We start from the raw sequence: 24,938 nt of genomic DNA on the forward strand, positions 1-24,938 counted from the left end.
ATCCCTTATGAAAAACTTAAACTGCATAATAATTGATGACGATGAAATCGATCGCCTGACGGTTGTTTCACATGCCAAAAAATTCCCTAATCTCAACATCGTGGGGGTTTATGAATCGGCCGAAGAAGCGCTGGAATTGATTGAAAAAGAAACAGTCGATGTTCTTTTTCTGGATATCGACATGCCCATTATTAGCGGCCTGGATTTCCGAAAAAAAACGCTGCATATCCCCGTTTGCGTTTTCATAACGTCCCATCCGGAACATGCAGTGGAAAGTTTCGAACTGGAAACACTGGATTTCATCGTAAAACCGGTAAAACTGGATCGTTTTTCGCAAACTATGACCCGCATTTCCGAATTCATGGAAATCAAACACAAAGCATCTCTTTTTGAAGCCAGCATCGGCGGCGATACCGTCTACATCAAAGAAGGTCATCAGCAAACCAAAGTTAAACTTCACGATATTTTGTATCTGGAAGCTTTAAAGGATTACACACTCATTGTTACTTCCCAAAAAAGACATTGTGTTTTATCAAGTATCGGTATGTTGCTAAAGGAAAGTCATTTTCAGTCTTTCATAAGAATTCACCGAAGTTTTGCGGTACAGAAACAATTCATCAGGAAAATTGGCTCACAGGAAATTGAATTGAACAATAATGTTGTGATTCCGATCGGCCGTAGTTATAAAGATAATTTGAGCTCCATCTCATGAGAAAAATCTTTTTATGGCTGTTAGTATTTTGCCCGATTCTGTTGTTTTCACAAGCAACTATTAAAGAACTGAATCTGCTCATCAGAAATTGTGAAAACCTTCTTGAAAACAACGATTACAAGCAATTGATTATCGCTGCTTCTAAAGGAATTGACAAGGCGGACAACAACGCTTATTTCTTATCCCGATTTTATTACTTCAAGGCTTACGGTTACGAATACGATAACAATCGTTACGAAGCTGCCGTTCCCTTTTATGAAAAATCATTGGCTTATTCCAAAAAAGGAAAACACTTAAAAGAAGAAACCCTGGCCCTGATGCGGTTAAATTATCTGTATTACTCTACGAAGAGATTTGATGACAGGGAAAAACTGATCGGTTATATTAAGAAAGTACTCGACACCACTAAAAATATCTATACGCAAGGAATTTTAAATGGCAGTATGGGTGAATATTATCTCGATAAATCCGAATACGAAAAATTCATCGGTTATAAACTGAAAGCCATACAGTACCGGAAAAAATTCCCTAAAGACGATGCCAACAACATAGTGAATATTGGCATTTCCTACTCACAGATAGCCAGCGCCTACATCAAGATGAAACAATATCAAAAAAGCATTGAATATTCGGATTATGCATTGCCTTATCTGAAAACTTCAGCAAATGCAGTCGCTTTTCTTGATGTTGACTACATGAAATGTTATGTCGCTTTGAATGAGCCAGTCAGGCTGCGAAAATACTATTCGGAAATTCATGCCTTGGTTAGCAAAGAAGATTCGCTGCATTTGAACATCAGCGCCGCAAACCGACTGATGGCCGACTATTACATGGCAAACAAACAAATAGACAAAGCTTCAGATTATGCAAAAAATGCTGTTTTTTATGCCTTGAAATCCAATGACGAGGAGATTTTAATGGAAGCCAATATCTGTAAAGGAAAATTGGAATACGAACAGAAAAAATATCAGGATGCGATCAAAACACTCAGTTCAGCTTCAAAATATGCTTATGAATTTGACAAGGAATGCTTCATCATTATAAATAAAAAATTATCGCAATGTTATGACGCTTTAGGCGAGTGGCAAAACGCGTACAAATACCAGGTAATTTACAGCGAAAGCAATGAGATGATGCTCACGGAATCAGCAAAACAAAGCATTGCCAACGCTGAAGGCAAATATCAAAACCAATCAAAACAGGAGAAGATCAGTGCGCTTTCATCAGAAAACAGACTAAAAAACCTCCAAATCGAAAGTACGCGAAAACAGCAAATCTATCTTGCAACCGGTTTCGTTCTCCTTTTGATTATTGCTTCATTACTGTATAAGCAGAGCCAAAACACTAAGAAAACCAATAAAAAACTACTCTTGTTAAATACCGAACTGGATCAGGCCAATAAAGTAAAAACCCAGTTTTTCAGCATTTTAAATCACGATTTAAGAAGTCCTGTCGCTAATCTGATTCAATTCCTTTACCTACAAAAAGAACATCCGGAACTATTGGATGATGAAAGTAAAGAACGCATGGAAAAGAAAACGATTACCGGCGCTGAAAATCTTTTAAACACCATGGAAGACCTGTTGCTTTGGAGTAAAGGGCAAATGGAAAATTTCAAGCCTCAGCCAAAAAACATAGTGGTCACAACATTATTTGAAGACATTGCCAATCATTTTTCCGGTGTGGAACATATAACAATTGCATTTGAAAATACGGATCTGCTTCAAATAACAACGGATGAAAATTATGCAAAAACCATCCTCCGAAACCTAACGGCAAATGCGATAAAAGCACTGGAAAAAACAAGCAATCCTACCATTGTTTGGAAAGCCTGGAAGGAAAACGGGCAAAACTATTTATCCATTACTGACAATGGTCCGGGGGGAACGCAGGAAAAGTTTAAAGCGTTATACGATGAAAAAGAAGTCGTAGGGATAAAGACCGGGTTGGGACTGCATCTTATTCGCGATCTGGCCAAAGCCATTGACTGCAGAATTAATGTTGACATTCTTGAAAAGGGAACCCGATTCACTTTAGTTTTTGCATAAAAAAAGCCTAACTTTCGTTAGGCCTTGTTTATTTTTTCGAACTATCGATTATAATAATGCGTCGATTGCTTCAGTGTATGTGTTTTTAGGAGCAACTCCTACCTGACGTCCTACAACTTCACCGTTTTGGAAAACCAATACAGTTGGGATGTTACGAACACCATATTTTGCTGCAAACTCCTGATTCGCATCAACATCAACTTTTCCGATTACTGCTTTTCCGGCATATTCCTCACTGATCTGATCAATGATTGGAGCCACCATACGACATGGTCCACACCAAGCTGCCCAAAAATCTACTAATACCGGTTTTTCTGATTTCAATACCACTTCATCAAAAGTTGCATCTGTTATTGCTAAAGCCATAATTTCATTTTTTAAATTGTCTGACAAAAGTAGAATATTATTTTGAATTGTTTACCTATTGAAAATCAGTTTTAATTATGATTAAATTGATATTTTTTATACTGATCAGAAAGAACTTTTTGAAGCGTCCTGTTTGGCTTTTTCAAAATCAACCGCAGCCTTTTCTATTTCCCGAAGCTTTTCCTCAATACTGAGGTCTTCTTTTTTTCTTATTTCCGACACAATTTTATCGAACTGTTTTTTGAGCTCTTGCAGAAAATCATCTTTCCCGTCCGAATGCAATTTTAAATTTTCCATAGTTCAAAGCGATTAATTCAGTTTGAAGTTAATCTGTAACCGTTCCAACTCACCTAACATCTCATTCGAAACCCCTACTTTGAGTTTTCGGCTAGGCATGGTGAGTTTGGTCACCACTTTAATTTCTTCTTTTTCTTCCGGGATGGTTATTTCGACTTCATCCATACTCTCATCGGTATCGCCCACCTCATCGGACTCGTTCATCTCACTCACTACCGGAACTTCTACAATTTTTTTAATGCGTTCCAGTTCCATCACTTCAAAAGTAACCGTAGTTTCCCCGGCATTGGCTTTAAATAATTCGTTGAGTTCCATAATAACCTGTTCGCGTAATTCACTGATAGAAAACATTAAGATCAGCTTTTTGGCGAATTTCGGCAACACATCCTGCAATTGCATCACATCTATAAACTGCAAACGAGGATCGGATTTCTTACCGGTTTCCCGATTTACCCACCCTTCTTTCACATTCACCTTTATATACACGAAATTATTCTGACCCAAATAATGACGGAATTTCAGATATTCCTCATCAAAAATCCGGAACTCGTAACTTTCATCGTAACCTTCCAAATTGAAAGTCGCCCAGCCTTTTCCGTTTTTTGCGGTTCGGTGCTGGACATTAGTTACAATTCCACCGAAAGCCACATTTTTCCCAACAAGCTGATTTAAATCTTTCAATGAATCCAAACGGCTCGGACAGAAATATTTCATTTCATATTTATAATCATCCAACGGATGTCCTGAAATGTAAATCCCTACCACTTCTTTCTCTTTGGCGAGTTTTTCCATGGTATACCATTCTTCACAAGGCGGCACGGTAGGCTCCGGAATCTGTACTTCGGAAGCATCCCCAAATAAACTTACCTGCGACGAGTTTTCATTTTCCTGCGTTTTTGAACCGTAACGCATCGCTTTTTCCAAAAACGTAATATTATCGCCGTCATGATGGAAATACTGCGCACGGTGCGTATTGATAAAACAATCGAATCCTCCTGCCAGCGCTAAGTTTTCAAAAGCTTTTTTATTGGCTGCACGCAAATCAATACGCTTGGCCAAATCGAATATGGATTTGTATTTCCCTTCTTTACGGGTATCCACTATGGTTTTCACGGCACCTTCTCCAACGCCTTTGATTGCTCCCATTCCGAAACGAACGGCGTAGTTTTCATTTACCGTAAATTTATAGAACGACTCATTCACATCCGGACCTAATACATCCAAGCCCATACGCTTACATTCCTCCATAAAGAACGAAACCTGTTTGATATCGTTCATGTTATTGGAAAGTACCGCCGCCATATATTCCGCAGGATAATGCGCTTTCAGATACGCGGTTTGATAAGCAATCCATGCATAACAGGTCGAGTGGGATTTGTTGAAGGCGTAACTCGCAAACGCTTCCCAGTCGGTCCAGATCTTATCCAGTTTTTTTTCATCGTGACCGTTGGCCATCGCCTGATCGATGAACTTGGATTTCATCTTATCTAAGACGTCTTTCTGCTTCTTACCCATAGCTTTACGAAGAACGTCGGCATCACCTTTGGAGAAATTCGCCAGTTTCTGAGACAGAAGCATTACCTGCTCCTGGTATACCGTAATTCCATAGGTTTCGGCAAGGTATTCTTCGTTTGCGTCCAAATCATAGGTGATTTCTTCTTCACCGTTTTTTCTTCGGACGAAAGACGGAATGTACTCCAACGGCCCCGGACGATATAATGCGTTCATCGCAATCAAATCCCCGAAAACGGTTGGCTTCAGCTCTTTCATATATTTCTGCATCCCAGGTGACTCATACTGGAAGATTCCGACAGTTTCGCCCCGCTGGAACAGTTCGTATGTTTTTTGGTCATCAATTGGAAAAGTATCCGGATCGAGCTGGATTCCGGTACGGTATTTTACCAATTTGACCGTATCTTTAATTAGGGTAAGGGTCTTTAACCCCAGGAAGTCCATTTTCAACAGACCGGCACTTTCCGCCACCGAGTTGTCGAATTGGGTTACGTACAAATCGGAATCTTTGGCTGTAGTTACCGGTACGAAATTGGTAATGTCATCCGGCGTAATGATTACCCCACAGGCGTGAATACCCGTATTACGAAGAGATCCTTCCAGCATTTTTGCCTGCTGAATGGTTTCTCCTGCCAAATCTTCTTCGCCGGCAATCGCAATCAGTTCTTTGACGCGATCGAATTCTTCGGAAGATTTCAATGCCTTTTTCACTTCGCTTTCGTCTTCTGCCAGAAAACGCGCCAGATTCCATTTACCAGGCATCATCGCCGGAATCAGTTTTGCGATTCGATCTGCTTCAAACAACGGTAAATCCAATACACGGGCAGTATCACGAATCGCCGATTTGGTTGCCATCTTACCATAAGTGATAATCTGTGCCACCTGATTCGCGCCGTATTTGTTGATTACGTAATCCATAACCAATCCACGGCCTTCGTCATCAAAGTCGATATCGATATCGGGCATGGATACACGGTCGGGATTAAGGAAACGCTCAAAAAGCAGGTCGTATTTAATGGGGTCGATATTGGTGATTCCTAAACAATACGCCACTGCAGAACCCGCTGCAGAACCACGTCCAGGCCCTACCGAAACTCCCATTTTACGCGCTTCGGCAATGAAATCCTGTACGATCAAAAAGTAACCCGGATATCCCGAATTGGAGATGGTCAATAACTCAAAATCCAATCGTTCCTGAATGTCAGGCGTAATTTCCTCATATCTTCTTTGGGCTCCGTTCATGGTCAGATGCCTTAGATAGGCATTTTCACCTCTTACACCTCCATCCGCTTTATCTTCGGGGACCATGAATTCTTCAGGAATGTCGAATTTTGGAAGCAATACGTCGCGATACAACGAATAAGCTTCTACTTTATCAATGATTTCCTGAATGTTGATGATCGCTTCGGGCAAATCGGCGAAGATCTTTTTCATCTCCGCCTGCGATTTGAAATAGTATTCCTGATTCGGCATACCGAAACGATAACCTCGACCTCTACCAATAGGTGTTGCCTGTTTTTCACCGTCTTTTACACACAATAAAATATCGTGAGCGTTGGCGTCTTCTTTGGCTACATAATAGGTATTATTGGTCGCAATCAGTTTGATATTGTGTTTTCGGGCGAAGGCAATCAGGGTTTGGTTCACGCGGTTTTCGTCTTCCTGATTGTGACGCATTACTTCGATGTAGAAATCTTCCTGGAATTGGGACTTCCACCAAATTAATGCCTCTTCTGCCTGATTTTCACCAATATTTAAAATTTTGCTCGGGATTTCACCATAGAGATTACCCGACAAAACAATAATATCTTCTTTATATTTTTCCACTACCGTGCGATCGATACGAGGTACATAATAGAAACCTTCCGTATAGGCGATGGATGCCATTTTCGCCAGATTGTGATAACCTTTTTTATTCTTTGCCAGAAAAACGACCTGATAACCGTTGTCTTTTTTGGATTTGTCTTTGTGGTCATCACAAACATTAAACTCGGCACCAACGATTGGTTTTACAATAGTCTCCGTTGGTTCCTCTCCGTTTTCTTCAGCAGCTTTGTTTTTGGCTTCAGCACCTTTATTATGATTCAGTACCGCACTCACAAATTGAAATGCACCCATCATATTTCCGACATCGGTCATCGCCACCGCCGGCATTTTATTCTTTACGGCTGCATTTACCAAAGCACCAATAGATATGGTGGACTGTAATACCGAAAACTGCGAATGGTTGTGCAAATGCGCGAAAGACGCATGCTCCAGATCTTTTTTATCTTCTTCGGAAATAACCTGCCCGACTTCTTCCTGCTGAATCTGTTTTAATCGCGCACGGATTTCATCGGAAGCTGCTTTCAGGTTGATATGCTTTAAGCCGATCAACTTGATTTCCTGCGGATTGTTCTCACGGAAACGGTGGTAATAATCTTCGGTTACGTCGAGTTCTTCTTTGGTAAAAACCTCGCGTTTGATCAATTCAAGGAAACAGCGTGTGGTTGCTTCGACGTCGGCAGTCGCATTGTGTGCCTCTGCAAACGGTTCTCCGAAAAGGTATTGGTGTAACTCGGTTAGTGTGGGTAATTTGAATTTTCCGCCACGACCTCCCGGTAGTTTTAACAACTCGGCTGTGGTTTCGGTACAGGTGTCCAAAACCGGCATTTTTGACATGTCGGAACCGACGCTCATACGGTGAAATTCACACCCCATGATGTTCACGTCGAAACCAACGTTCTGTCCTACGATGTACTTAGCTTTCGACAAGGCAATGTTGAATTTCTCCAACACTTCTAAAAGCGGAATTCCCTGCTCCATGGCCAATTCCGTGGAAATACCATGAATTCGTTCGGCATCATACGGAATATTGAAACCTTCCGGTTTTACCAGATAATCCTGATGCTCGATAAGATTTCCCAATTCATCGTGCAGCTGCCAGGCGATTTGGATACAACGTGGCCAGTTGTCGGTATCGGTAATAGGTGCCGACCAACTGCGTGGCAATCCGGTAGTTTCGGTATCGAAAATTAAATACATTCAGCTGATTTTTAAGCTGTAAGCCTTACGCTACAAGCAAAGTTTACAAGAAAACAAAAGTACAATTTGAGAAGCGGAATGTCAATTTTAGTTATCAACAAATACAAAAGACGCTTGCTAAATCAGCGCTTGACGCAAAGACTGGAACAGGAATTACAAAAAAGCCCGTCCCGATAGCTATCGGGATATTCGCGCCAAAAAAACCAAATTTCAATCTTTGAAAAAAAACAAAAAACCACCTCAATTGAGATGGTTTTAAATTGTATCGAAAATGCTTTATTTTAGTATCTTCCTCCACGATTTCCACCGCCGTAGCTTCCACCACCGCGATTGTTTCCATAACCACCACCAGAACGGTTGTTATTAAAACTTCTTCTTTCACCTTCCGGTTTCGGCTCGGACTTATTCACTACAATAGTACGACCGCCTACGGTAGCCCCGTTTAATTCTTCGATAGCTTTCTGAGCCTCAGCATCATCTGCCATTTCCACGAATCCAAACCCTTTACTTCTACCTGTAAATTTATCGGTGATAATTTTAACTGAAGTCACTTCTCCGTAAACTTCAAAAGAACTTCTTAAATCTGCTTCGTCAATTGAAAACGGAAGACTTCCTACAAATATGTTCATATTCTAAATAATTTTGATAAAGATAGCATATTAAATTTACAAAACACACATTGTTACACTTTTCTTTTCAAAATAAAATTTATCACAAAAAGACCACTCCTTTCGAAGTGGTCTTTCTCAATATCTAATAAGAGCATTTTAATCCAAAGGAACCTGGTAGAATACCCCTTTTGTAAAATTCACTTTAACACCTTCTTCATTTTCAGCGATAAAGTCAAAATTCCCGGTAACTATATTACCTACTACAGAAATAACAATTTTACCTTCTCCAATCCCTGCTCCGGTTTGGTATATATCCCCTTCTCCGTCAAGCGATTCATAGGTTGCAGTATTTACATCATTAACACCAAGAGTATAAGTCCCGGGAGCTGTTGAACCGGTATGTAACGTCACAATATCAGTTCCCACGGCAGCAACAATAGTCAATCCGCCTTCATCAGAAGCGTGCATGTCATTCGCTTTCCATAGTGCCCCATTTTTAGTAGCCTGTACGGCAGGGCTGTTAAACTGTATATCTTCACTGCAAGAAGCAAATGCCACTGCCAAAACGAATAACGATACTATTTTTTTCATTTGTACTGATTTCATGTTTAAGTTAAATCTGCTTCCACAAAAATAGCTTTTATCTGATTATTTCCAAGTTTTTTCTCTTAAAGTTCAATCAACAGACTATCAATCGATAACACATTCTAAAATTGAATCCTTAAAGTTATTGCGTTACAGATTTTTTTATATCTTTGCACCCTTAAATAACCGAGGTCGAGTACCTCAAATTAATCAAAAAAGATTATGTCAGTAAAAATCAGATTACAAAGACATGGTAAAAAAGGGAAACCTTTTTACTGGATCGTAGCAGCTGATGCTCGCGCGAAAAGAGATGGTAGATTCTTAGAGAAAATCGGAACTTACAATCCAAACACTAACCCTGCAACTATCGACTTAAACCTTGATAGCGCTGTACAATGGTTACACAATGGTGCTCAGCCAACTGACACTGCAAGAGCTATCCTTTCTTATAAAGGTGCTTTATTGAAACACCACTTAGACGGAGGTGTTCGTAAAGGTGCTTTAACTCAAGAGCAAGCTGACGCTAAATTGACTGCTTGGTTAGAATCTAAAGCTGGTCAAGTTGATGCTAAAAAAGCTGGCTTAACTAAAGCGGAAGCTGATGCTAAAGCAAAAGCTTTAAAAGCTGAGAAAGAAGCAAACGAAAAACGTATTGCTGCTCAGGCAGAAGCGGCTAAAGCTGCTGAAGCAACTGAAGAAGTAGCTGAAGAAGCTGCAACTGAAGAAGCTCCTGCTGTTGAAGAAAACAACGAAGAAACTCAAGCATAATTTTAGGCGGTTCCATGCGTAAAGAAGATTGTTTCTATTTAGGCAAAATCGCCAAAAAGTTTAGTTTCAAAGGGGAAGTTCTTATCTATCTTGATACGGACGAACCCGAAATGTATGAAGATCTGGAATCGGTTTTTGTTGAATTCAACAAAAACCTGATTCCTTTTTTTATTGAAAAAAGCGCACTTCATAAAGGCGACTTTCTGAGAGTTAAATTTGAAGAAGTGGACAGCGAAGAAGATGCCGACCGCCTGATCAACAGCGCGATCTATCTTCCATTAAGTTCGTTGCCAAAACTCGAAGGCAACAAATTTTATTTCCACGAAGTGATTGGTTTTGATGTTGAAGATGTTCGCTTGGGCAATATCGGAAAAATCGTTTCCATTAATGATTCGAGCGCACAACCGCTTTTCGAGATCATGAAAGACGGTACTGAAATCTTAATCCCGATGATCGATGAATTCATCGTTCAGATCGACAGAGCCAACAAAAAAGTGGTTTTGAACACACCGGAAGGATTAGTGGATCTTTACTTGGGGTAAATTACCCATATTTCAAACAGAACTTACTGATCATGTTTCAATTTAAGCAGTTCAAAATAGAACAAGACCGCTGCGCCATGAAAGTGGGTACAGATGGTGTTTTATTGGGAGCCTGGACTCCGCTCATCAACAACCCCTATACTATTTTGGATATTGGCGCCGGAACCGGTTTGGTTGCCCTGATGCTTGCACAACGCAGTGATGCGGAACAGATCGATGCCATAGAAATTGACGATGAGGCCTACGAGCAGGCTGCCGACAATTTTGAAAACAGTCGGTGGAACGACCGTTTGTTTTGTTATCATGCCGGTTTGGACGAATTTGTGGACGAAATGGAAGAAGAATACGACCTGATTGTTTCAAACCCGCCATTTTACACGGACAACTTTAAAACGGATGATTCACAACGCGATTTAGCGCGATTTGAAGACGCAATGCCTTTCGAAGAATTAGCGGAAGCCGCTTCCATCCTGCTTTCGGATAACGGAATTTTTGCTGTTATTATCCCATACAAAGAAGAAGAACATTTTATAGGCCTGGCCAAAGAAAATGAATTATACCCACTAAAAATAACCCGCGTTAAAGGCACTCCAACGACCGAAATCAAACGCAGTCTTTTAGCTTTCACACGCATTGAGCAAACTCCGCTTGTTGACGAATTAGTAATTGAAACCGCCCGTCATAAATACACTCCAGAGTACATTGAACTAACCAAGGATTTTTATCTGAAACTTTAATTCGGTTTAAAAATATCCCTGAACTGATATAAAATGCGCTCAAGAAGTCGCAAATCTTCGGTAATGATTTCAGCCGTACCTTTCATTTCCTGTTGAAATGGTATCTCTTTTTTGTAATTCGTCCTTAAACTTTGTGGCAAGGTAATATCCATCATTATATTCCCGTCCTTATCCGGAACCAACGAGATGTTTTTCACTTCTCCTTTCAGCACTCCGAATTCACGGTCGGGATAATTAGCCAAACGGATATTGACTTTCTGGCCCACTTTTATTTTACCCGAATTGTGTGCAGGCGCTTTTACTTTTCCGATAAATTTTGTTTCCGCCTTCGGAACTACTGAAAGAACATTTTCACCAGCCGAAATAGTTTGATTTTCCACCCAGATCTGAGCAAAAGCAACCTCCCCTTCAATGGATGATTTCAAAACATAATTAAGCTCCCAATCTTTGATTATTTTCTTCAGCTGGTAAAAGGATTCCGTTACATTTCTGTGCAAATTCACTTCTTCTTTTGTGCCGCTTATCTCTATTCCTTTGACCGCTCTGGTGTTTTCAATCAATGATGATTTCAACTGCGAAATGGAAGATAAAAGGTTTTTATAATTTTTTTCCGATTGCAGGTAATTCAGCTTTTTGGTTTCAAATTCCTGATCAGATATCACCCCTTTATTATGCAATGCAGTATAACGATCCATTTCATTCTTCTGGAGTTTCAGCTCCTGCTGGTTGATGCTTTTTTGCTGCATCAACAAATCCAATCGCCGCTGAATTTGGACACTTTCCGATTTCTGAGCCTTATTCTCAACTTCAAATGGTTGCAGATTAGCATTCAGTCCTTCCGCAATAAAATCTTTCTGAAAAACAGCATAAGCACTTTCAATTTCACCCAATTGTGCATTATTCAATTTCTCAAAAGGGAATTTCTCACCCGGTTTTAACTCATTCATCAGTTTCTTTAAATGAAAAACATCCTTATAATTTGCCGCATTTTCAATAATGGCAAGCGGCGTGTTTTCACCGACAACACTTTTATCCTTCACCAAGATCGCTTCAATGCGTCCGGAAACTTTTGCCACCAGTTTCTCCGGCGGAATATTTGTAGTGATTACGATTTCCGTCGATACAATATCCGGATACTTCAAAAACCAGGAAGTAAAAAACAACATGACGATGATTCCGAAAATCAGAACGGTTCCCCAACGAATCATCCAATGCGGCACTTGTGTGAGGATGTCCTGAACTTCCTCACTGCGTAGTTCGAATGTATCTTTATTTTTATCTTCCATGATTAATTTCCTAACTGCAATTGGTTTCTGACCAATTCGAAATAATTTCCTTTTTGCTCTACTAAAGCTGAGTGGTTCCCCATTTCGATAATTCTTCCCTTATCCAAGACCACGATCTGGTCGGCGTTCATGACGGTACTTAGACGGTGTGCGATCACGACAACGGTCTTATCTTTAAAAAAGTACTCCAACTTCTGCATGATCTCTTTTTCATTATTGGCATCCAAAGCCGACGTTGCTTCATCGAACAACAACATTTCTGGATTTTTATAAACAGCTCTTGCTATCAACAAACGTTGTTTTTGACCAGTACTCATTCCGACTCCTTCAGAACCTATTTTAGTATTATAACCTAATGGAAGTCCAGAAATATATTCCTTGATATTAGCCACGTCTGCAGCGTAAACCAATCGATGCTTATCAATAATATCAACCCCAATTGCGATGTTGTTAGCGATCGTATCGTTAAAAATAAACCCTTCCTGCATCACGGCACCTACATTGCTTCGCCATGCTTTTTGGGAAATGTTTTTAAGTTGTGTATTTCCTATCGAAATCTCGCCTTTTTCGGGCTCATAGAACTTCAGCAGTAATTTCATCAATGTTGTTTTACCGCTTCCGCTCACACCTACAATAGCTGTAACCTTGTTGGCAGGAATGGTCAGATTCAGATTTTCCAAAACCGGAATGTCGGAGCCCAAATATCGATACGAAAGATTTTTTACGTGTATATCTTCATTTTTCGGTGCATCATGGGTCTGATTTTCTTCCTGTTGGACTTCATCTTCTTTTTCGTGGATTTCAGACAAACGGGCCAATGAAATTTTCGCATCCTGAACTTCTCTGACAAATCCAATGAGTTGTGTTATTGGCCCGTTCAAACTTCCTACTATCGAACTTATAGCCATCATCATCCCCATGGAGATTTCACCATCAATTACGAGTTTGGCCGATAAAAACAGGATAAAAATATTTTTCAATTCGTTGATTACCGAAGAGCCAATGGTTTGAGTCTGCTCCAATACCAGCCCTTTTATGGAGACCTTAAACAATCTTGCCTGCACGTATTCCCAACCCCATCGCTTTTGCTTTTCAGCGTTGTGCAGTTTGATTTCCTGTATGCCGTTGATAAGTTCCATTACTTTACTCTGTTCTTTACTGACTTCGGAAAACCTTTTGTAATCCAATGCTTCTCTTCGTTTTAAAAACAGGGTTATCCATCCGAAATACAAAACGCTTCCGGCAAAAAACACGAAGAAAATCTGCATATTATAATACGCCAGAACTCCTCCCATAATTATCATATTGATCACCGAGAACAAAACATTTAAGGAGGAAGTTGTCAATATTCGTTCGATACGGCGATGGTCGTTGATGCGCTGCATGATGTCTCCGGTCATTCGAACATCGAAAAAGGAGATCGGTAGATTCATCAGTTTGATAAAAAAATCGGAAATCAGCGAAATGTTTATTCTTGTGGAAAGATGCAGTAGTATCCAGCTTCGAATTAATTCCAAACCAGTTCTTCCCGCAAACAAAAACAATTGGGCAAACAAAATAAGATATACGAAATTCATATTCTGATTTTGGATTCCAATATCGACGAGACTCAGTGTAAGAAATGGGAAAATCAGTTGCAACAAACTGCTGGCCATCAAACTTATGCTTAACTGAACCAGAAAAGATTTATAACGCCATAAATATTGGTACAGCATACCAAAACCCAGTCCTTCTTTTTCATCCTCATCAAACTCAGACCGATGGAAATTTGGAGTAGGCTCTAACAATAAGGCAATACCTTCTTCAGTAGTGTCATCAGCATTATTTCCTATCCAAAATTTCAGGAATTCTTCTTTGGAATATTCCAAAAGCCCCTGAGCCGGATCGGAGATGTAAAAGACATTCTTTTTTATTCGGTACAAAACCACGTAGTGATTGTTGTTCCAGTGCAGAATGCAAGGCAAAGGCGCCTCGCTTAGTTTTTCCAGCGATAATTTTACCCCAAGACTTCTGAAACCGATCTTTTCCGCGGCATCGCTTAGAAACAATAAGTTACTCCCTTCCCGGGTGGTTTCAGAAAGATTTCGCAGCGTCTGGATGTTCAGGATTCTCCCGTAATACCTTGATATTATTTTCAGGCAAGTCGGGCCACAATCTTTACTGTCGGCTTGTTTGTAGTGGGGAAAATTTTTAAGCATTATTTTTAATTAATTCCTGCATACCATAATATTCGATTGCCTTTTTCTTTAACGGATTTGTACTCCATTCCTCCCATACGTTAGTATATGGATTATAACCACATTTCAAAGGTTTTGAATATTGGTCTTCCGGATTTTCCGTATAAGCGCGACAATCAGTGCAAATATGGCGAAATTCACAGTCTTTACAAACGTCTATCTGATCTTTTGTGATGTTCCAGTATTTTTTAAAGTTCGGATGATTTATTGCTTGTTCAAGCGTAGTATCTTTAATATTCCCGAAACTCTCTTTCATTGACGGGCAGTTTTTTATGTTGCCGTCTTTGTCTATGGAGGTCTATGGAGATTTTGCGGTTTAGACAGGTGTTGTGATGCTGAGATTCTGTAAAAAGGTTCTTATTTATAACCAAACCCATATTTGTAATCAATCCACAATGCATAGAATTGTTTACTATATCTTTTGTGTAAATAATATAACCCCGGTTATTAAGCATGCCCTCAATATAATTACTCCTAGGAGAATTTGTAATCACAAAATAAGCAACTCGCGGATTATTAAAAACCATTTTTTTTAAACTATCTTCTGATGTGTTTTCCGAAAATTGAAATACAAAACCTACTGAACTTATCATAGATTTATTTTTCTCAATATATATCAAAATATCATTTATAGTTTGAATCGCATCGTTTTCATAAAACCTCAACTCCACAGCCTTACATTTTAAGATATTTAATTCAAAAAATATTTTTTCAAATTTAAAATTATCCGCGACATCAATTATAGCATTATTTATTTGAAAAGACTCATGCCAATCAAGATTCATTTTAGGGAACCAATCGGGCCTAAGTGTAAAAAAAACATATTCTTTTTCTAATAAAAAAGCAATATATTCATCTATAGTTTCATCATACTGATTATTATATATTTTTTTTATTTCACAAACAGATTTACCTTCATATAAATTTAAAACTTCATATAAGTCATTTGGAATGAAATCAAATTTATTCCTTTGTAAATCACATATCAAACTCCTTTCTGCTCCCTTAACTGCAATACACGATGCAAATAATTTAATTTTTTTAATCGAACTCAAATTTAAAAATCTTTGATATGGGTTTGTAAAAATTCTGAGGAGTAATTTGATTGGATTGGTAAAAATCAACTTCTATCGTCATTCTCTTTCTCAGTGTAAGTTCCCTTTTTTCCACTTTTTCTACTTTTTGGAATTCTAATGGAAAACCACGTTTGCAAAAATCATTCATATTTTTTTTCAGTTAAAAGTTCAGCTATATCTTTATCGATATAGTAATTGCATGATTCCGAAACCCAATTATATTGCCCCATCGGATTAATTTCCAAAAAAACAAATGTATTCTTCGGTGTTAAAATCAAATCTATCGATCCTGAATCACAACCAACAATCTTAACAAATTCTTTTATTTTTGATAACACTGTTCCCTCTAACTTAAATGGAACATTTCTGTTTGGCTTCTCCTCATTATAATTTCTAAAATCTATTTTTGTTTTTTCATCATTTTGTGAAAAGATCGCCATTGCATAAAAATTATCCAAAATATAAAAGACCCTTATCTCAATTTCTTTTTCAATATATTCTTGTATTAGGGACGAAGAAAAACATTCAGGTATTTTTTCAAAATCCACAGCGATTGTCCCTTTCCCTTTATAAAAACAATTTTCTTTTTCAAGAAATGGAGAATACGATAATGATTTCGTGATGTATTTTTTATTAATCTCAACAAAATTTAACAAATCATATTTATTGTTAGTGACTAATGTTTTTGGTATTTCAAACCCTACCTTTGCAGCTACTTGCAAATTGTAAAGTTTGTTATTTTCTGCTTCATGGATATATGATCCTATATAATTTTTTTTATTGCTTTTTTCAAGAGCAGCCAAAACTGAAAATTGTTCTTTTTTCAAATAACTTATCCACTCAGTTTTTTTTAAATCCGGAGGCAATAAAGGCATGTACCCTCTTCTGTTCCAAACAATAAAATCAGAAAGAGAAGTCGAAGTTCCTTCGCTTGAAATTCTAATATTAAAATCATACCGACCAGAATCCACATTCCTCCTTTCAAAATCAGCGCCGTAATAGTCTAACCATTCAAGCACATTGTCAGTTGACTTGTCATTACTTTCAGTAACAATGATTAGACCTTTCACTTTTTGTAATTGTTTATCCATTCACCAATATTGATATCTTGGCCAAAAGAAGCGTCCTTTCTTCCGTCCACATCCCATAAATAATGCTTCATTTCGCTTTCAGAAACTCGACCTGCTTTGTATTCTTTTACCATCAATATTGTAATTTTCTTTCCAACAGCACTTGTGTGATTAATATGGGTCATTATAGTCACAATACCTTTCTTCAAAGAATCATTTTCCCATTCCCGTAAATAATAAGACGGAAAACCATATTTAGATATAATCTTATAAGTTTTGTCTGCATTAATGCTGTCGATAATAAAAAACAACTTCTTATTTTCTTTTATTTCTTGGTCAAATCGCTCCTTTAGCTCAATAGACATTTTATTTAGTTGGTTAGGAACAGATGGTAATTTTGAAACATCAATTACATTTAAATTTGTATTCCCAGCGTCAACCAAACTATCCCATACCGAATTTGGCGTCCTAATTTTGTATTTTCTTTCCAAAATAGTATTTTGCTTTCGAATGGCCTGATCGTTAAAAAACATTAATTTGATTTCATTAGAAACGTATTTTTGATCTCTCTTAAACAAATAGTTTTTAGAACAGGACACAAAACATAACGACAGTATAATAACTGATAAATATTTCATCTTAATTTCATGAAAAGAAGCCGAACCCCAATAGATGGTTCAACTTCTTTAATTAATGGTTCAACTTTAATAATCTTATGGTCTTGGAGCATCAGCAATTACAGAGATATACGAGTTTTCCTCATTCTCTGAATTAATCTCATGATTCCCATCTTCATCATAAAACACATCACTCACATATCCGGCAAAACATTCATATCCTGTATGAACAAATCCTCCTACATAATTTTTTGATACCAAACCTCCTTGAAGTTCTAAAAGTTCAGAATTCTGCAATCCTTTAAAATCACTTAATTTTTTCATACTTGATCAATTAGGACAAGAGATAGAGGTACATGCCGTTGCCGACTCTCCTTCATTATATTGTCCGTCATAATTCGCATCATTATAACTATCCGTAGTTGTAACCGTACAACCGTTGGCATCTTTATAAGGATCTTTGGAAGTCGGGACCCAATTTGCTACTTCTGGCAATCTGCCACCTAAAATAAATCCCAGTTCTGTTTTCTCATTTTTAAAATCACTCAGTTTCTTCATTTTTCTCTGTTTTAGAATTAAAAAATATTTACCATTATACATTCTATTACAAATCAGAAATCATTTCTGCGCACAAAATAAATTAAATTTGTAAGAATATTCTGCTAATATATAAATACTGTACGAACCTGCCAAAACATTTATTACTTTTTTACAATTTTTCCTACAAACAAATACTATCAAAGGAATAAGCAATCCCAATTGTTTAAAACAATCATATTAAGCTTATATCAAGCGAGATGTAAGAATTTATCACCGACGTTAATTATTAGAAGCTTCTTTTAAATTACTATCTAAATCAGGATACAATTGCTTAACCCTCCATTTTTCATAACCATAATTTGGCAGACCAATGGTTCTTCTACGTTTATTCAGTTCTGCAACCGGAACATCTGTTCTATTTTCGTAAGAGCCATAATACTGCTCTTTGCCATTATACAAAAGATACTGATCGTACATCACTGCGTAGGTGTATGGCGCCGCTGTTCCACTTTCTAAAAAACTTCTGACTTTTGGCATAAAATAAGAAAGACGCTCTTCGTCATTAGTATGCAAGAGCATTGTAGTAATGTCTACAAAATGATTTTCATCAACAGTATAGTTTCCAATGATCTTTTTGCCAGAACCCCTTGCCTACTTAATTATTTTTTTGAATAAAAAAAGCTATAGACTGCCGAAACTCGTAACAACCTATAGCTTTCTGAATAATTGAGGGGAAATTCTTCAGATCGCTGCTCCGCTCAACGAAACAACGCATCTTCACTTTTGAATTATAAAAATCTTCGATAAAAACCTGGCAGAAAAAACGTTCTGCCAGATTTAAAAATAACTAACTACTAATTTTAAAGGATGAACCTGAATTTTTCGGTTAAATAAAATCGATTTTAAAATGTGGCACTTGTTTACAGGCAAGTTCTTCGCAATGACTTCCGTATTGAGCGCACATTTTGTTTTCGCGGCATAAAGTTTTTTCTTTTTTAATGCTTTTTTGCAGGTTCTTGGATAATTTCTCAACTCCCTGGATACGTAAAATGTTTTCTAGCATAATTAAAGTTTTTAGTGTGTGTTAATAACTATATTCGTTTTAGAACATCAGTACTGTTCTCTATACTCTATCTTTTTTAGGCGCGTACCAACATATTTTCTTCCAAAATTTGCCTTTCTTCCGAAAAATCGTTTAGGAAATACTTAAGATCACTTATTTCGTACCCTTCCGGAAACAACTTCCCGTTAATGATTTTAACCGGCGTGTAATTAAAACCATTTGCAAGACACCAATGGTACTGTTGGTGCATCTGATGTTTGATTCGCATGTCTATAATGTTACTCGCCCATTTTGCTTTCCATTCCTCCAGTCCTATTTTCTCGATGTGCCAGTTGATCATGGCCTCCGCTGCTTTTTCCGGAAAGGAAACATTCAGAGCCAATATATTTTCGACAACCACTTTATACGGATTTTCATTGTTTTCGGTATTGATATTAAACAATACATTTAAGCCCATACGCTCCGGAAATTTACTAACCAGTTTAAAAGCTTCTTCAAAAACATTATGGCAATGGCCACAACTCGGACTGATTATCACCGTCAACTGAGCGGTAGCATTCTTACTCCCAAAAGACAGTCCCTCAAGTTCGTCAAGATCTTGTTTTGCAACGAGTTCTTTGGAAAGGAAATTAAAAAGTGAAAAATTTCTTTTAAGTTTTACGGATTCGACAACTGCCCTGTCGGCAATACTCTTGGCTTCAAAAATCGGTTTAACCAACATCCAAACGGAAACAAAGAAAAAAGCAGTAAATACAAATTCGAAGAAACGGATCGAAAATGCCGCAGGAAAAGATTCGTTCTCAAATACGAAGATAAGAACCTGACTCACCACTATGAAGGAAATAGCTAAGCACAAAACGCACCATTTTTTCAATTCCACTTTTTGCAACCAAATCGAGTATAATAATATAGGAAGGGAAAACACACTAAGGAAACCGACAATCATGGCCGAATCCTTTGGCTGGATCGCTATAGCCATAACACTGATCCCGAAAAACAAAAAGGGTAAATCCGAAAACTGCAGCCACTTTTTTCCTGAAGTCGAATTGATTACGGAATTACAGGAAGCATTCGGTTTTATAGCGCAAATTTTGGAAACCAAAGCATTGGCATAACCAAAACGTTCCTGAAGAATGAAAACACCCGCTACCAATCCGATCAAGGAGGTGAACAACAGAGCAAGACTTCCGGCATTGTATTCATTATAAGCCAATGAAATCGATAGTAAGACTACCAAAGGAAGAGCATAACGCAGCCATTTTGTATTAAAAGATTCTTTTTTAATATCAATTACTTCATTCGGTTCAATTGCTATAACGATCTGATCCCAGTCGGTAAGGAATTCATTAAAAGAGACATCATTCTTTTTACCGTTTTCAAATTCGACAGTAACACAAATATCTTTTTTGTGCGCCAACACCATATCTCCGTTAAGGAGGGTTAAAAAATATTCCGGTAGTTCCACAAACTGTTCTTTCGGAATTTTGATGGCGGCATTGGGGATGGACAATGAGTTTAAAGAATCGGTAATGGCAAATACACTTGGGTAATTCGGATGGGAAAAGAAAAATGTTCCAAAATCATCTTTTTGGTCTGCATAATTATTTTTAACCAGATACCTTTTAACGATGTTTATCATATAGCTTTTTTATTTTTATCAGTAAGACAACAAAATATTTAAGGCAAATATTCCGCTCTTTCACTAACAAAAAAAGCCCTCATTTTTACAATTTGCAAATTATTACATGCATAATTTATAAATTATCAACGTAAATAAAAATTATAAAATTCTGTATTTCAACAATTTAACAAGAAAAGCAGAAAAGCAGGATTTCAAATACACAAATCCGGCGTATTGCATTTAGTTTCGACATACTTTTGGAAAAATCAATAGTCAAACACAACTAATCATGAAAACTAAAAAATTAAATTTATCGGATTTTGCATCAAATGAATTATCAGGAAATCAAAAAAAGGTGATTTTAGGAAAGGGAGATGCACCAATGATGACGGCTTCATTTATAGATGATCCTGTAGTGGTATCATCAACGACAACGACAACAACACCGACAGTTCCCCCAATTGTAGGAGGGAACAATGGAGACGGAAAGATAATAGGTTAATAAACTTTACAATTCACTATCCAGTTTTTTAGCAAACTGAACGGGTGTAACACCTGTTCTTTTGCTAAAGGATTTTGTAAATGAAACTGCATTCTTAAAGCCTACACTTTCAGCGATGGCTTGTGTAGAATATTTTCGGTAGGTCGGATTGGTTATCATCTCATTGATAACATAATTAATCTTCAGTTCGTTGGAATATTCACTAAATGATTTACCAAATCGTTTATTGACCACATAAGACAGGTATGTCGTATTTGTTTTGATTTTTTTGGCAACAAATTGCTGCGTAAAATCCGGATTAAGGTATAAGAGTTTGTGCTCCAGTTTTTTTAGTTTATCAACTATTTCATTCTCTTTTATCTCATCAATACTGATAATAGCATTTTCCTTCCTGGCTGTACTTTCAACAATAATAGGATCAGGCGGAACCAACCCTGTTTCTTCTACTTCCGTTACTTCTTCTACTATTAAATTCTTCTTTTCATTTTCTTCCTTGTACTGAAGGATAAGTTCATTTAATTTTCTATCTGTTTTACGTTTATCACTTCGATACTTTATTAAGCCCAAAACAAGCAATACGAATAAGACCGCCAGGAAAACAAAGGCAGCATTCGTTAACAGGTGCTTATTTTTGTACCTCTTCTGCAAATCATTCATCTCATTCTGTAAATCGTTGCTGCTTAGATTATAGTTAACATCGATGGTTTCACTATTTAATTTAGCCTCATTTTTTTCAAAATTTTCCAGATATAATCTCGAATGCTTTAATGCTTTGTCATATTCTTTTTTACTGGCATAGATCTTTGCCTGAAAATAATTGGAATAAATAAAGTGGTTGATATTTTCCTTACTGCTGTTGTAAATCGAATCCACTTTTTTAAAATAGATCAAAGCGTTATCATACTCTTTAGTGTTATAATACACCTCACCTAAGTTGCAGTTACTGGCACTGTATTCTTTAAACATATTGTTGGACTTGGTTTCCACCAATAATTTATGATAGATTTTTTCCGCGTTACCGAAATCCTTTTTCAGATAATATATATTAGCCAGACCCAATTCGGCATTGACTTTGAGAATCTTTAGATTCCCGGAAAATAAAATAGTTTTTTTATAATAGTACTTCGAAGAATCCAGCATCGAAATGTTCTTCTCGTTAAGCATGTATTTTTTTTCGTAGAAGCCTCCTAAATTAAGATTGATCAACGCTTTACTGTTTGCGAATTGCTCATCATCATACAGGTATTCGATCTTATCTGTAATCCTATCCGATTCCTTAGCAGCGCGAATCGCTAATTCATAATTTCCAACTTCTTTATTTATTTGAGAAATGTTGTTATTGAACTTAACTACCTGTTTTAAATCGTCAAGTTCTTCAGACAGTTTTTTTCCTTTTTGATAATACTCAAGTGCTTTGCCATAATTCCCTCTTTTCCATTCCGCCAATCCACCATAATTAAACAGATAGGCATTCATTTTTTTCTTTTCAGTTCCGGAAGGTACTTTTTTTAGTAAATCAAAAGCTGTTTTATATAATTGTTTTGATTTTATGCTGTCTCCTTTTATCTGATACAGATAGGATTTTAGCCCAACCGCAAAAGTCTGATGAAGATAATCATTAGATTTTTCAATTTTGTTTGCGTAAAAAAACGAACTATCTACATCAGAATTAATCAGCGCCCTGGCTTTATCCTGCATTTTTAGATATTCCGCATTGCTCAAGACCACGCTTTTTTGGGCAAAAAGCGAGCTTGTCAGCAGGAAAACCGAAAAATAATATAATAGCCTCATTACGTTCTTTACGAAAATTTATACAAAAATAGTCAATATACATTTAATTTAGGTTAGGCAAAGATTATTTGGTTTAAATTATAACACTCCTAAATTGAATAGTTAAATTTCTTTGCTTACTTTTGTGAACCAAAAATTTTATTACAATGAAACCAGACTTATTCCAAGCTCCTGATTATTACCTGTTAGACGACTTACTGACAGACGAACATAAATTAGTGCGTGATGCTGCTCGCGCATGGGTAAAAAAAGAAGTATCCCCGATTATTGAAGAATACGCTCAAAGAGCAGAATTCCCGAAACAGATTGTAAAAGGTTTGGGAGAAATCGGTGGTTTCGGACCCTACATCCCTGCAGAATATGGCGGAGCAGGTCTGGACCAAATCTCTTACGGATTGATCATGCAGGAAATCGAGCGTGGTGATTCCGGCGTACGTTCTACATCATCGGTTCAGTCTTCTTTAGTAATGTACCCGATCTGGAAATACGGGAACGAAGAGCAACGAATGAAATATTTGCCAAAATTAGCGACTGGAGAATGGATCGGTTGTTTTGGTTTAACAGAGCCGGATCATGGTTCTAACCCAGGCGGAATGACAACCAACTTTAAAGACATGGGCGACCATTATCTTTTAAATGGTGCAAAAATGTGGATTTCCAACGCTCCTTTTGCAGATATCGCAGTAGTTTGGGCTAAGAATGAAGAAGGAAGAATTCACGGTTTGATCGTGGAAAGAGGCATGGAAGGATTTACAACTCCTGAAACACATAATAAATGGTCTTTACGAGCTTCGGCTACCGGAGAATTGATCTTCGATAACGTAAAAGTACCTAAAGAAAACTTATTACCTAACAAATCAGGTTTGGGAGCGCCGCTTGGATGTTTGGATTCAGCGCGTTACGGAATTGCCTGGGGCGCTATTGGTGCTGCAATGGATTGTTACGATACCGCTTTACGTTATTCTAAAGAGCGTATACAGTTTGACAAACCGATTGGCGCAACTCAGCTACAACAAAAGAAATTAGCCGAAATGATCACTGAAATCACCAAAGCACAATTATTGACTTGGAGATTAGGCGTATTGAGAAACGAAGGAAGAGCTACTTCTGCTCAGATTTCAATGGCAAAACGCAATAACGTAAACATGGCAGTTGAAATCGCACGTGAAGCACGTCAAATGTTAGGTGGAATGGGTATTACCGGAGAATATTCAATCATGCGTCACATGATGAATTTAGAATCGGTGATCACTTATGAAGGAACTCACGATATCCACTTGTTAATCACAGGTATGGATGTTACGGGATTCTCCGCTTTCAAATAATAGAGCAAAATAAATTAAATGTTTTCAGAAAGAGAGTCTTATCTAAAGGCTCTCTTTTTTTGTGGTTTTTTGGTATATTTGAAATAAAACTTTTCCTATGAAATTAAATGAATTTTTACTGCCGGAGTTTCTTCATGAAATGGCAAACACAAGAAAACTATTAGCCTCATTATCAGAAGAACATTTTGATTACAAATCAAATGAAAAAGCGATGAGTCTTTCACAATTGGCAAATCATATTGCAGAAATACCAACCTGGATCCCGGCTACTTTTTTACATCCCGAATTGGATTTTGCAAAAATCAAATATATTGCACCCAATCATCAAACCGTAAACGACCTTTTGGCCTTTTATGATGCTAATGTAGCAGAGGCGACTCAACTGATGAAAGAAGTCAGCAACGAAACTTTACAGGAAAACTGGACAATGAAAAACGGTGAAACCGTATATTTCACAATGCCAAAAGTATCCGTATACAGAATGTTTGTCATGAACCATACGATTCACCACCGCGGGCAGTTAACCGCTTACCTGAGAGCCGTAGGCGCCACAGTAGTAGGCATGTACGGGCCTACTGCCGACGAACAGTCCATGTAACAATAAAAAT

General features: G+C 37.6%; 25 protein-coding genes. 8 read left to right on the top strand and 17 right to left on the bottom strand.

Going from position 1 to position 24,938, the window contains the following annotated elements; translation table 11 throughout:
• The first annotated feature begins 7 nt into the window (after window positions 1–7).
• Both AC3E9U_RS07465 and AC3E9U_RS07470 read left to right on the top strand, forming a co-directional pair.
• A complete protein-coding gene (locus tag AC3E9U_RS07465) occupies window positions 8–712 on the top strand; it encodes a LytR/AlgR family response regulator transcription factor (RefSeq protein ID WP_488746280.1) in 705 nt (234 codons plus the stop codon).
• Window positions 709–2,760 (top strand): tetratricopeptide repeat-containing sensor histidine kinase, encoded by a 2,052-nt coding sequence (locus AC3E9U_RS07470; protein WP_488746281.1) that lies wholly within the window; start codon window positions 709–711, stop codon window positions 2,758–2,760. The genes AC3E9U_RS07465 and AC3E9U_RS07470 overlap by 4 nt, the downstream gene beginning before the upstream one ends.
• Window positions 2,761–2,808: 48 nt before the next feature.
• Here AC3E9U_RS07470 and trxA read toward each other — a convergent pair whose 3' ends face one another.
• The 5 genes from trxA to AC3E9U_RS07495 form a co-directional block, all read right to left on the bottom strand.
• Window positions 2,809–3,126 (bottom strand): thioredoxin, encoded by a 318-nt coding sequence (gene trxA, locus AC3E9U_RS07475; protein ID WP_023572993.1) that lies wholly within the window; start codon window positions 3,124–3,126, stop codon window positions 2,809–2,811.
• A gap of 105 nt (window positions 3,127–3,231) precedes the next feature.
• Complete coding sequence (locus AC3E9U_RS07480) at window positions 3,232–3,423, bottom strand: hypothetical protein (protein WP_488746282.1); 192 nt, start codon at window positions 3,421–3,423, stop codon at window positions 3,232–3,234.
• Between the two features lie 12 nt (window positions 3,424–3,435).
• Window positions 3,436–7,959, bottom strand: coding sequence for a DNA polymerase III subunit alpha (gene dnaE, locus AC3E9U_RS07485; RefSeq protein WP_488746283.1), 4,524 nt, complete (start codon window positions 7,957–7,959; stop codon window positions 3,436–3,438).
• Window positions 7,960–8,240: 281 nt separating this feature from the next.
• Window positions 8,241–8,588 carry an RNA-binding regulator gene (gene rbp, locus AC3E9U_RS07490; protein ID WP_488746284.1) on the bottom strand — a complete coding sequence of 116 codons (348 nt, stop codon included), beginning with the start codon at window positions 8,586–8,588 and terminating at the stop codon, window positions 8,241–8,243.
• Between the two features lie 138 nt (window positions 8,589–8,726).
• On the bottom strand, window positions 8,727–9,161 hold the full coding sequence (locus AC3E9U_RS07495) for a DUF6252 domain-containing protein (protein ID WP_488746285.1): 435 nt from the start codon (window positions 9,159–9,161) through the stop codon (window positions 8,727–8,729).
• A gap of 216 nt (window positions 9,162–9,377) precedes the next feature.
• Between AC3E9U_RS07495 and AC3E9U_RS07500 the strand changes: the two genes are divergently transcribed.
• Genes AC3E9U_RS07500 through AC3E9U_RS07510 form a run of 3 tightly spaced genes read left to right on the top strand, consistent with a single transcriptional unit; the run spans window position 9,378 to window position 11,202 of the window.
• A complete protein-coding gene (locus AC3E9U_RS07500; protein WP_488746286.1) occupies window positions 9,378–9,923 on the top strand; it encodes a 30S ribosomal protein S16 in 546 nt (181 codons plus the stop codon).
• Window positions 9,924–9,937: 14 nt separating this feature from the next.
• Entirely contained in the window at window positions 9,938–10,465 is a 528-nt protein-coding gene (gene rimM, locus AC3E9U_RS07505; protein ID WP_488746287.1) for a ribosome maturation factor RimM, read from the top strand.
• Window positions 10,466–10,497: 32 nt separating this feature from the next.
• Entirely contained in the window at window positions 10,498–11,202 is a 705-nt protein-coding gene (locus AC3E9U_RS07510; protein ID WP_488746288.1) for a tRNA1(Val) (adenine(37)-N6)-methyltransferase, read from the top strand.
• Here AC3E9U_RS07510 and AC3E9U_RS07515 read toward each other — a convergent pair.
• From AC3E9U_RS07515 to AC3E9U_RS07565, 11 genes are all read right to left on the bottom strand, one after another.
• Window positions 11,199–12,488: an HlyD family secretion protein gene (locus AC3E9U_RS07515; protein ID WP_488746289.1), complete on the bottom strand. Its 1,290-nt coding sequence runs from the start codon at window positions 12,486–12,488 to the stop codon at window positions 11,199–11,201. The two genes, AC3E9U_RS07510 and AC3E9U_RS07515, sit on opposite strands and share 4 nt — an antisense overlap.
• Window positions 12,489–12,490: 2 nt before the next feature.
• Window positions 12,491–14,686: a peptidase domain-containing ABC transporter gene (locus tag AC3E9U_RS07520; protein WP_488746290.1), complete on the bottom strand. Its 2,196-nt coding sequence runs from the start codon at window positions 14,684–14,686 to the stop codon at window positions 12,491–12,493.
• Window positions 14,679–14,981, bottom strand: coding sequence for an SPASM domain-containing protein (locus AC3E9U_RS07525; protein WP_488746291.1), 303 nt, complete (start codon window positions 14,979–14,981; stop codon window positions 14,679–14,681). Before AC3E9U_RS07525 ends, AC3E9U_RS07520 begins: the two co-directional genes overlap by 8 nt.
• Entirely contained in the window at window positions 14,956–15,780 is an 825-nt protein-coding gene (locus AC3E9U_RS07530) for a hypothetical protein (protein WP_488746292.1), read from the bottom strand. Before AC3E9U_RS07530 ends, AC3E9U_RS07525 begins: the two co-directional genes overlap by 26 nt.
• Before the next feature lie 161 nt (window positions 15,781–15,941).
• Window positions 15,942–16,892 carry an ATP-grasp domain-containing protein gene (locus tag AC3E9U_RS07535; protein ID WP_488746293.1) on the bottom strand — a complete coding sequence of 317 codons (951 nt, stop codon included), beginning with the start codon at window positions 16,890–16,892 and terminating at the stop codon, window positions 15,942–15,944.
• Complete coding sequence (locus AC3E9U_RS07540) at window positions 16,868–17,449, bottom strand: hypothetical protein (RefSeq protein WP_488746294.1); 582 nt, start codon at window positions 17,447–17,449, stop codon at window positions 16,868–16,870. The genes AC3E9U_RS07535 and AC3E9U_RS07540 overlap by 25 nt, the downstream gene beginning before the upstream one ends.
• Before the next feature lie 135 nt (window positions 17,450–17,584).
• Window positions 17,585–17,812 carry a hypothetical protein gene (locus tag AC3E9U_RS07545; protein WP_488746295.1) on the bottom strand — a complete coding sequence of 76 codons (228 nt, stop codon included), beginning with the start codon at window positions 17,810–17,812 and terminating at the stop codon, window positions 17,585–17,587.
• Window positions 17,813–17,818: 6 nt separating this feature from the next.
• A complete protein-coding gene (locus tag AC3E9U_RS07550) occupies window positions 17,819–18,046 on the bottom strand; it encodes a hypothetical protein (RefSeq protein ID WP_488746296.1) in 228 nt (75 codons plus the stop codon).
• A gap of 261 nt (window positions 18,047–18,307) precedes the next feature.
• Window positions 18,308–18,607, bottom strand: coding sequence for a hypothetical protein (locus tag AC3E9U_RS07555; protein WP_488746297.1), 300 nt, complete (start codon window positions 18,605–18,607; stop codon window positions 18,308–18,310).
• A 307-nt stretch (window positions 18,608–18,914) separates the two neighbouring features.
• Window positions 18,915–19,091 (bottom strand): hypothetical protein, encoded by a 177-nt coding sequence (locus AC3E9U_RS07560; protein WP_488746298.1) that lies wholly within the window; start codon window positions 19,089–19,091, stop codon window positions 18,915–18,917.
• Window positions 19,092–19,167: 76 nt separating this feature from the next.
• Window positions 19,168–20,730 carry a vitamin K epoxide reductase family protein gene (locus AC3E9U_RS07565; protein ID WP_488746299.1) on the bottom strand — a complete coding sequence of 521 codons (1,563 nt, stop codon included), beginning with the start codon at window positions 20,728–20,730 and terminating at the stop codon, window positions 19,168–19,170.
• A gap of 271 nt (window positions 20,731–21,001) precedes the next feature.
• Between AC3E9U_RS07565 and AC3E9U_RS07570 the strand changes: the two genes are divergently transcribed.
• A complete protein-coding gene (locus AC3E9U_RS07570; protein ID WP_488746300.1) occupies window positions 21,002–21,214 on the top strand; it encodes a hypothetical protein in 213 nt (70 codons plus the stop codon).
• Between the two features lie 6 nt (window positions 21,215–21,220).
• Here AC3E9U_RS07570 and AC3E9U_RS07575 read toward each other — a convergent pair whose 3' ends face one another.
• Complete coding sequence (locus AC3E9U_RS07575; protein ID WP_488746301.1) at window positions 21,221–23,005, bottom strand: helix-turn-helix domain-containing protein; 1,785 nt, start codon at window positions 23,003–23,005, stop codon at window positions 21,221–21,223.
• A 146-nt stretch (window positions 23,006–23,151) separates the two neighbouring features.
• On the opposite strand from AC3E9U_RS07575, the gene AC3E9U_RS07580 reads away from it, so the two are divergent.
• Together AC3E9U_RS07580 and AC3E9U_RS07585 are read left to right on the top strand one after the other, a co-directional pair.
• Window positions 23,152–24,330 carry an acyl-CoA dehydrogenase family protein gene (locus tag AC3E9U_RS07580; protein WP_488746302.1) on the top strand — a complete coding sequence of 393 codons (1,179 nt, stop codon included), beginning with the start codon at window positions 23,152–23,154 and terminating at the stop codon, window positions 24,328–24,330.
• A gap of 97 nt (window positions 24,331–24,427) precedes the next feature.
• Window positions 24,428–24,928 carry a DinB family protein gene (locus AC3E9U_RS07585; RefSeq protein ID WP_488746303.1) on the top strand — a complete coding sequence of 167 codons (501 nt, stop codon included), beginning with the start codon at window positions 24,428–24,430 and terminating at the stop codon, window positions 24,926–24,928.
• Window positions 24,929–24,938: the final 10 nt, after the last annotated feature.

The sequence above is a fragment of the Flavobacterium sp. 21.1 genome (assembly GCF_057801535.1).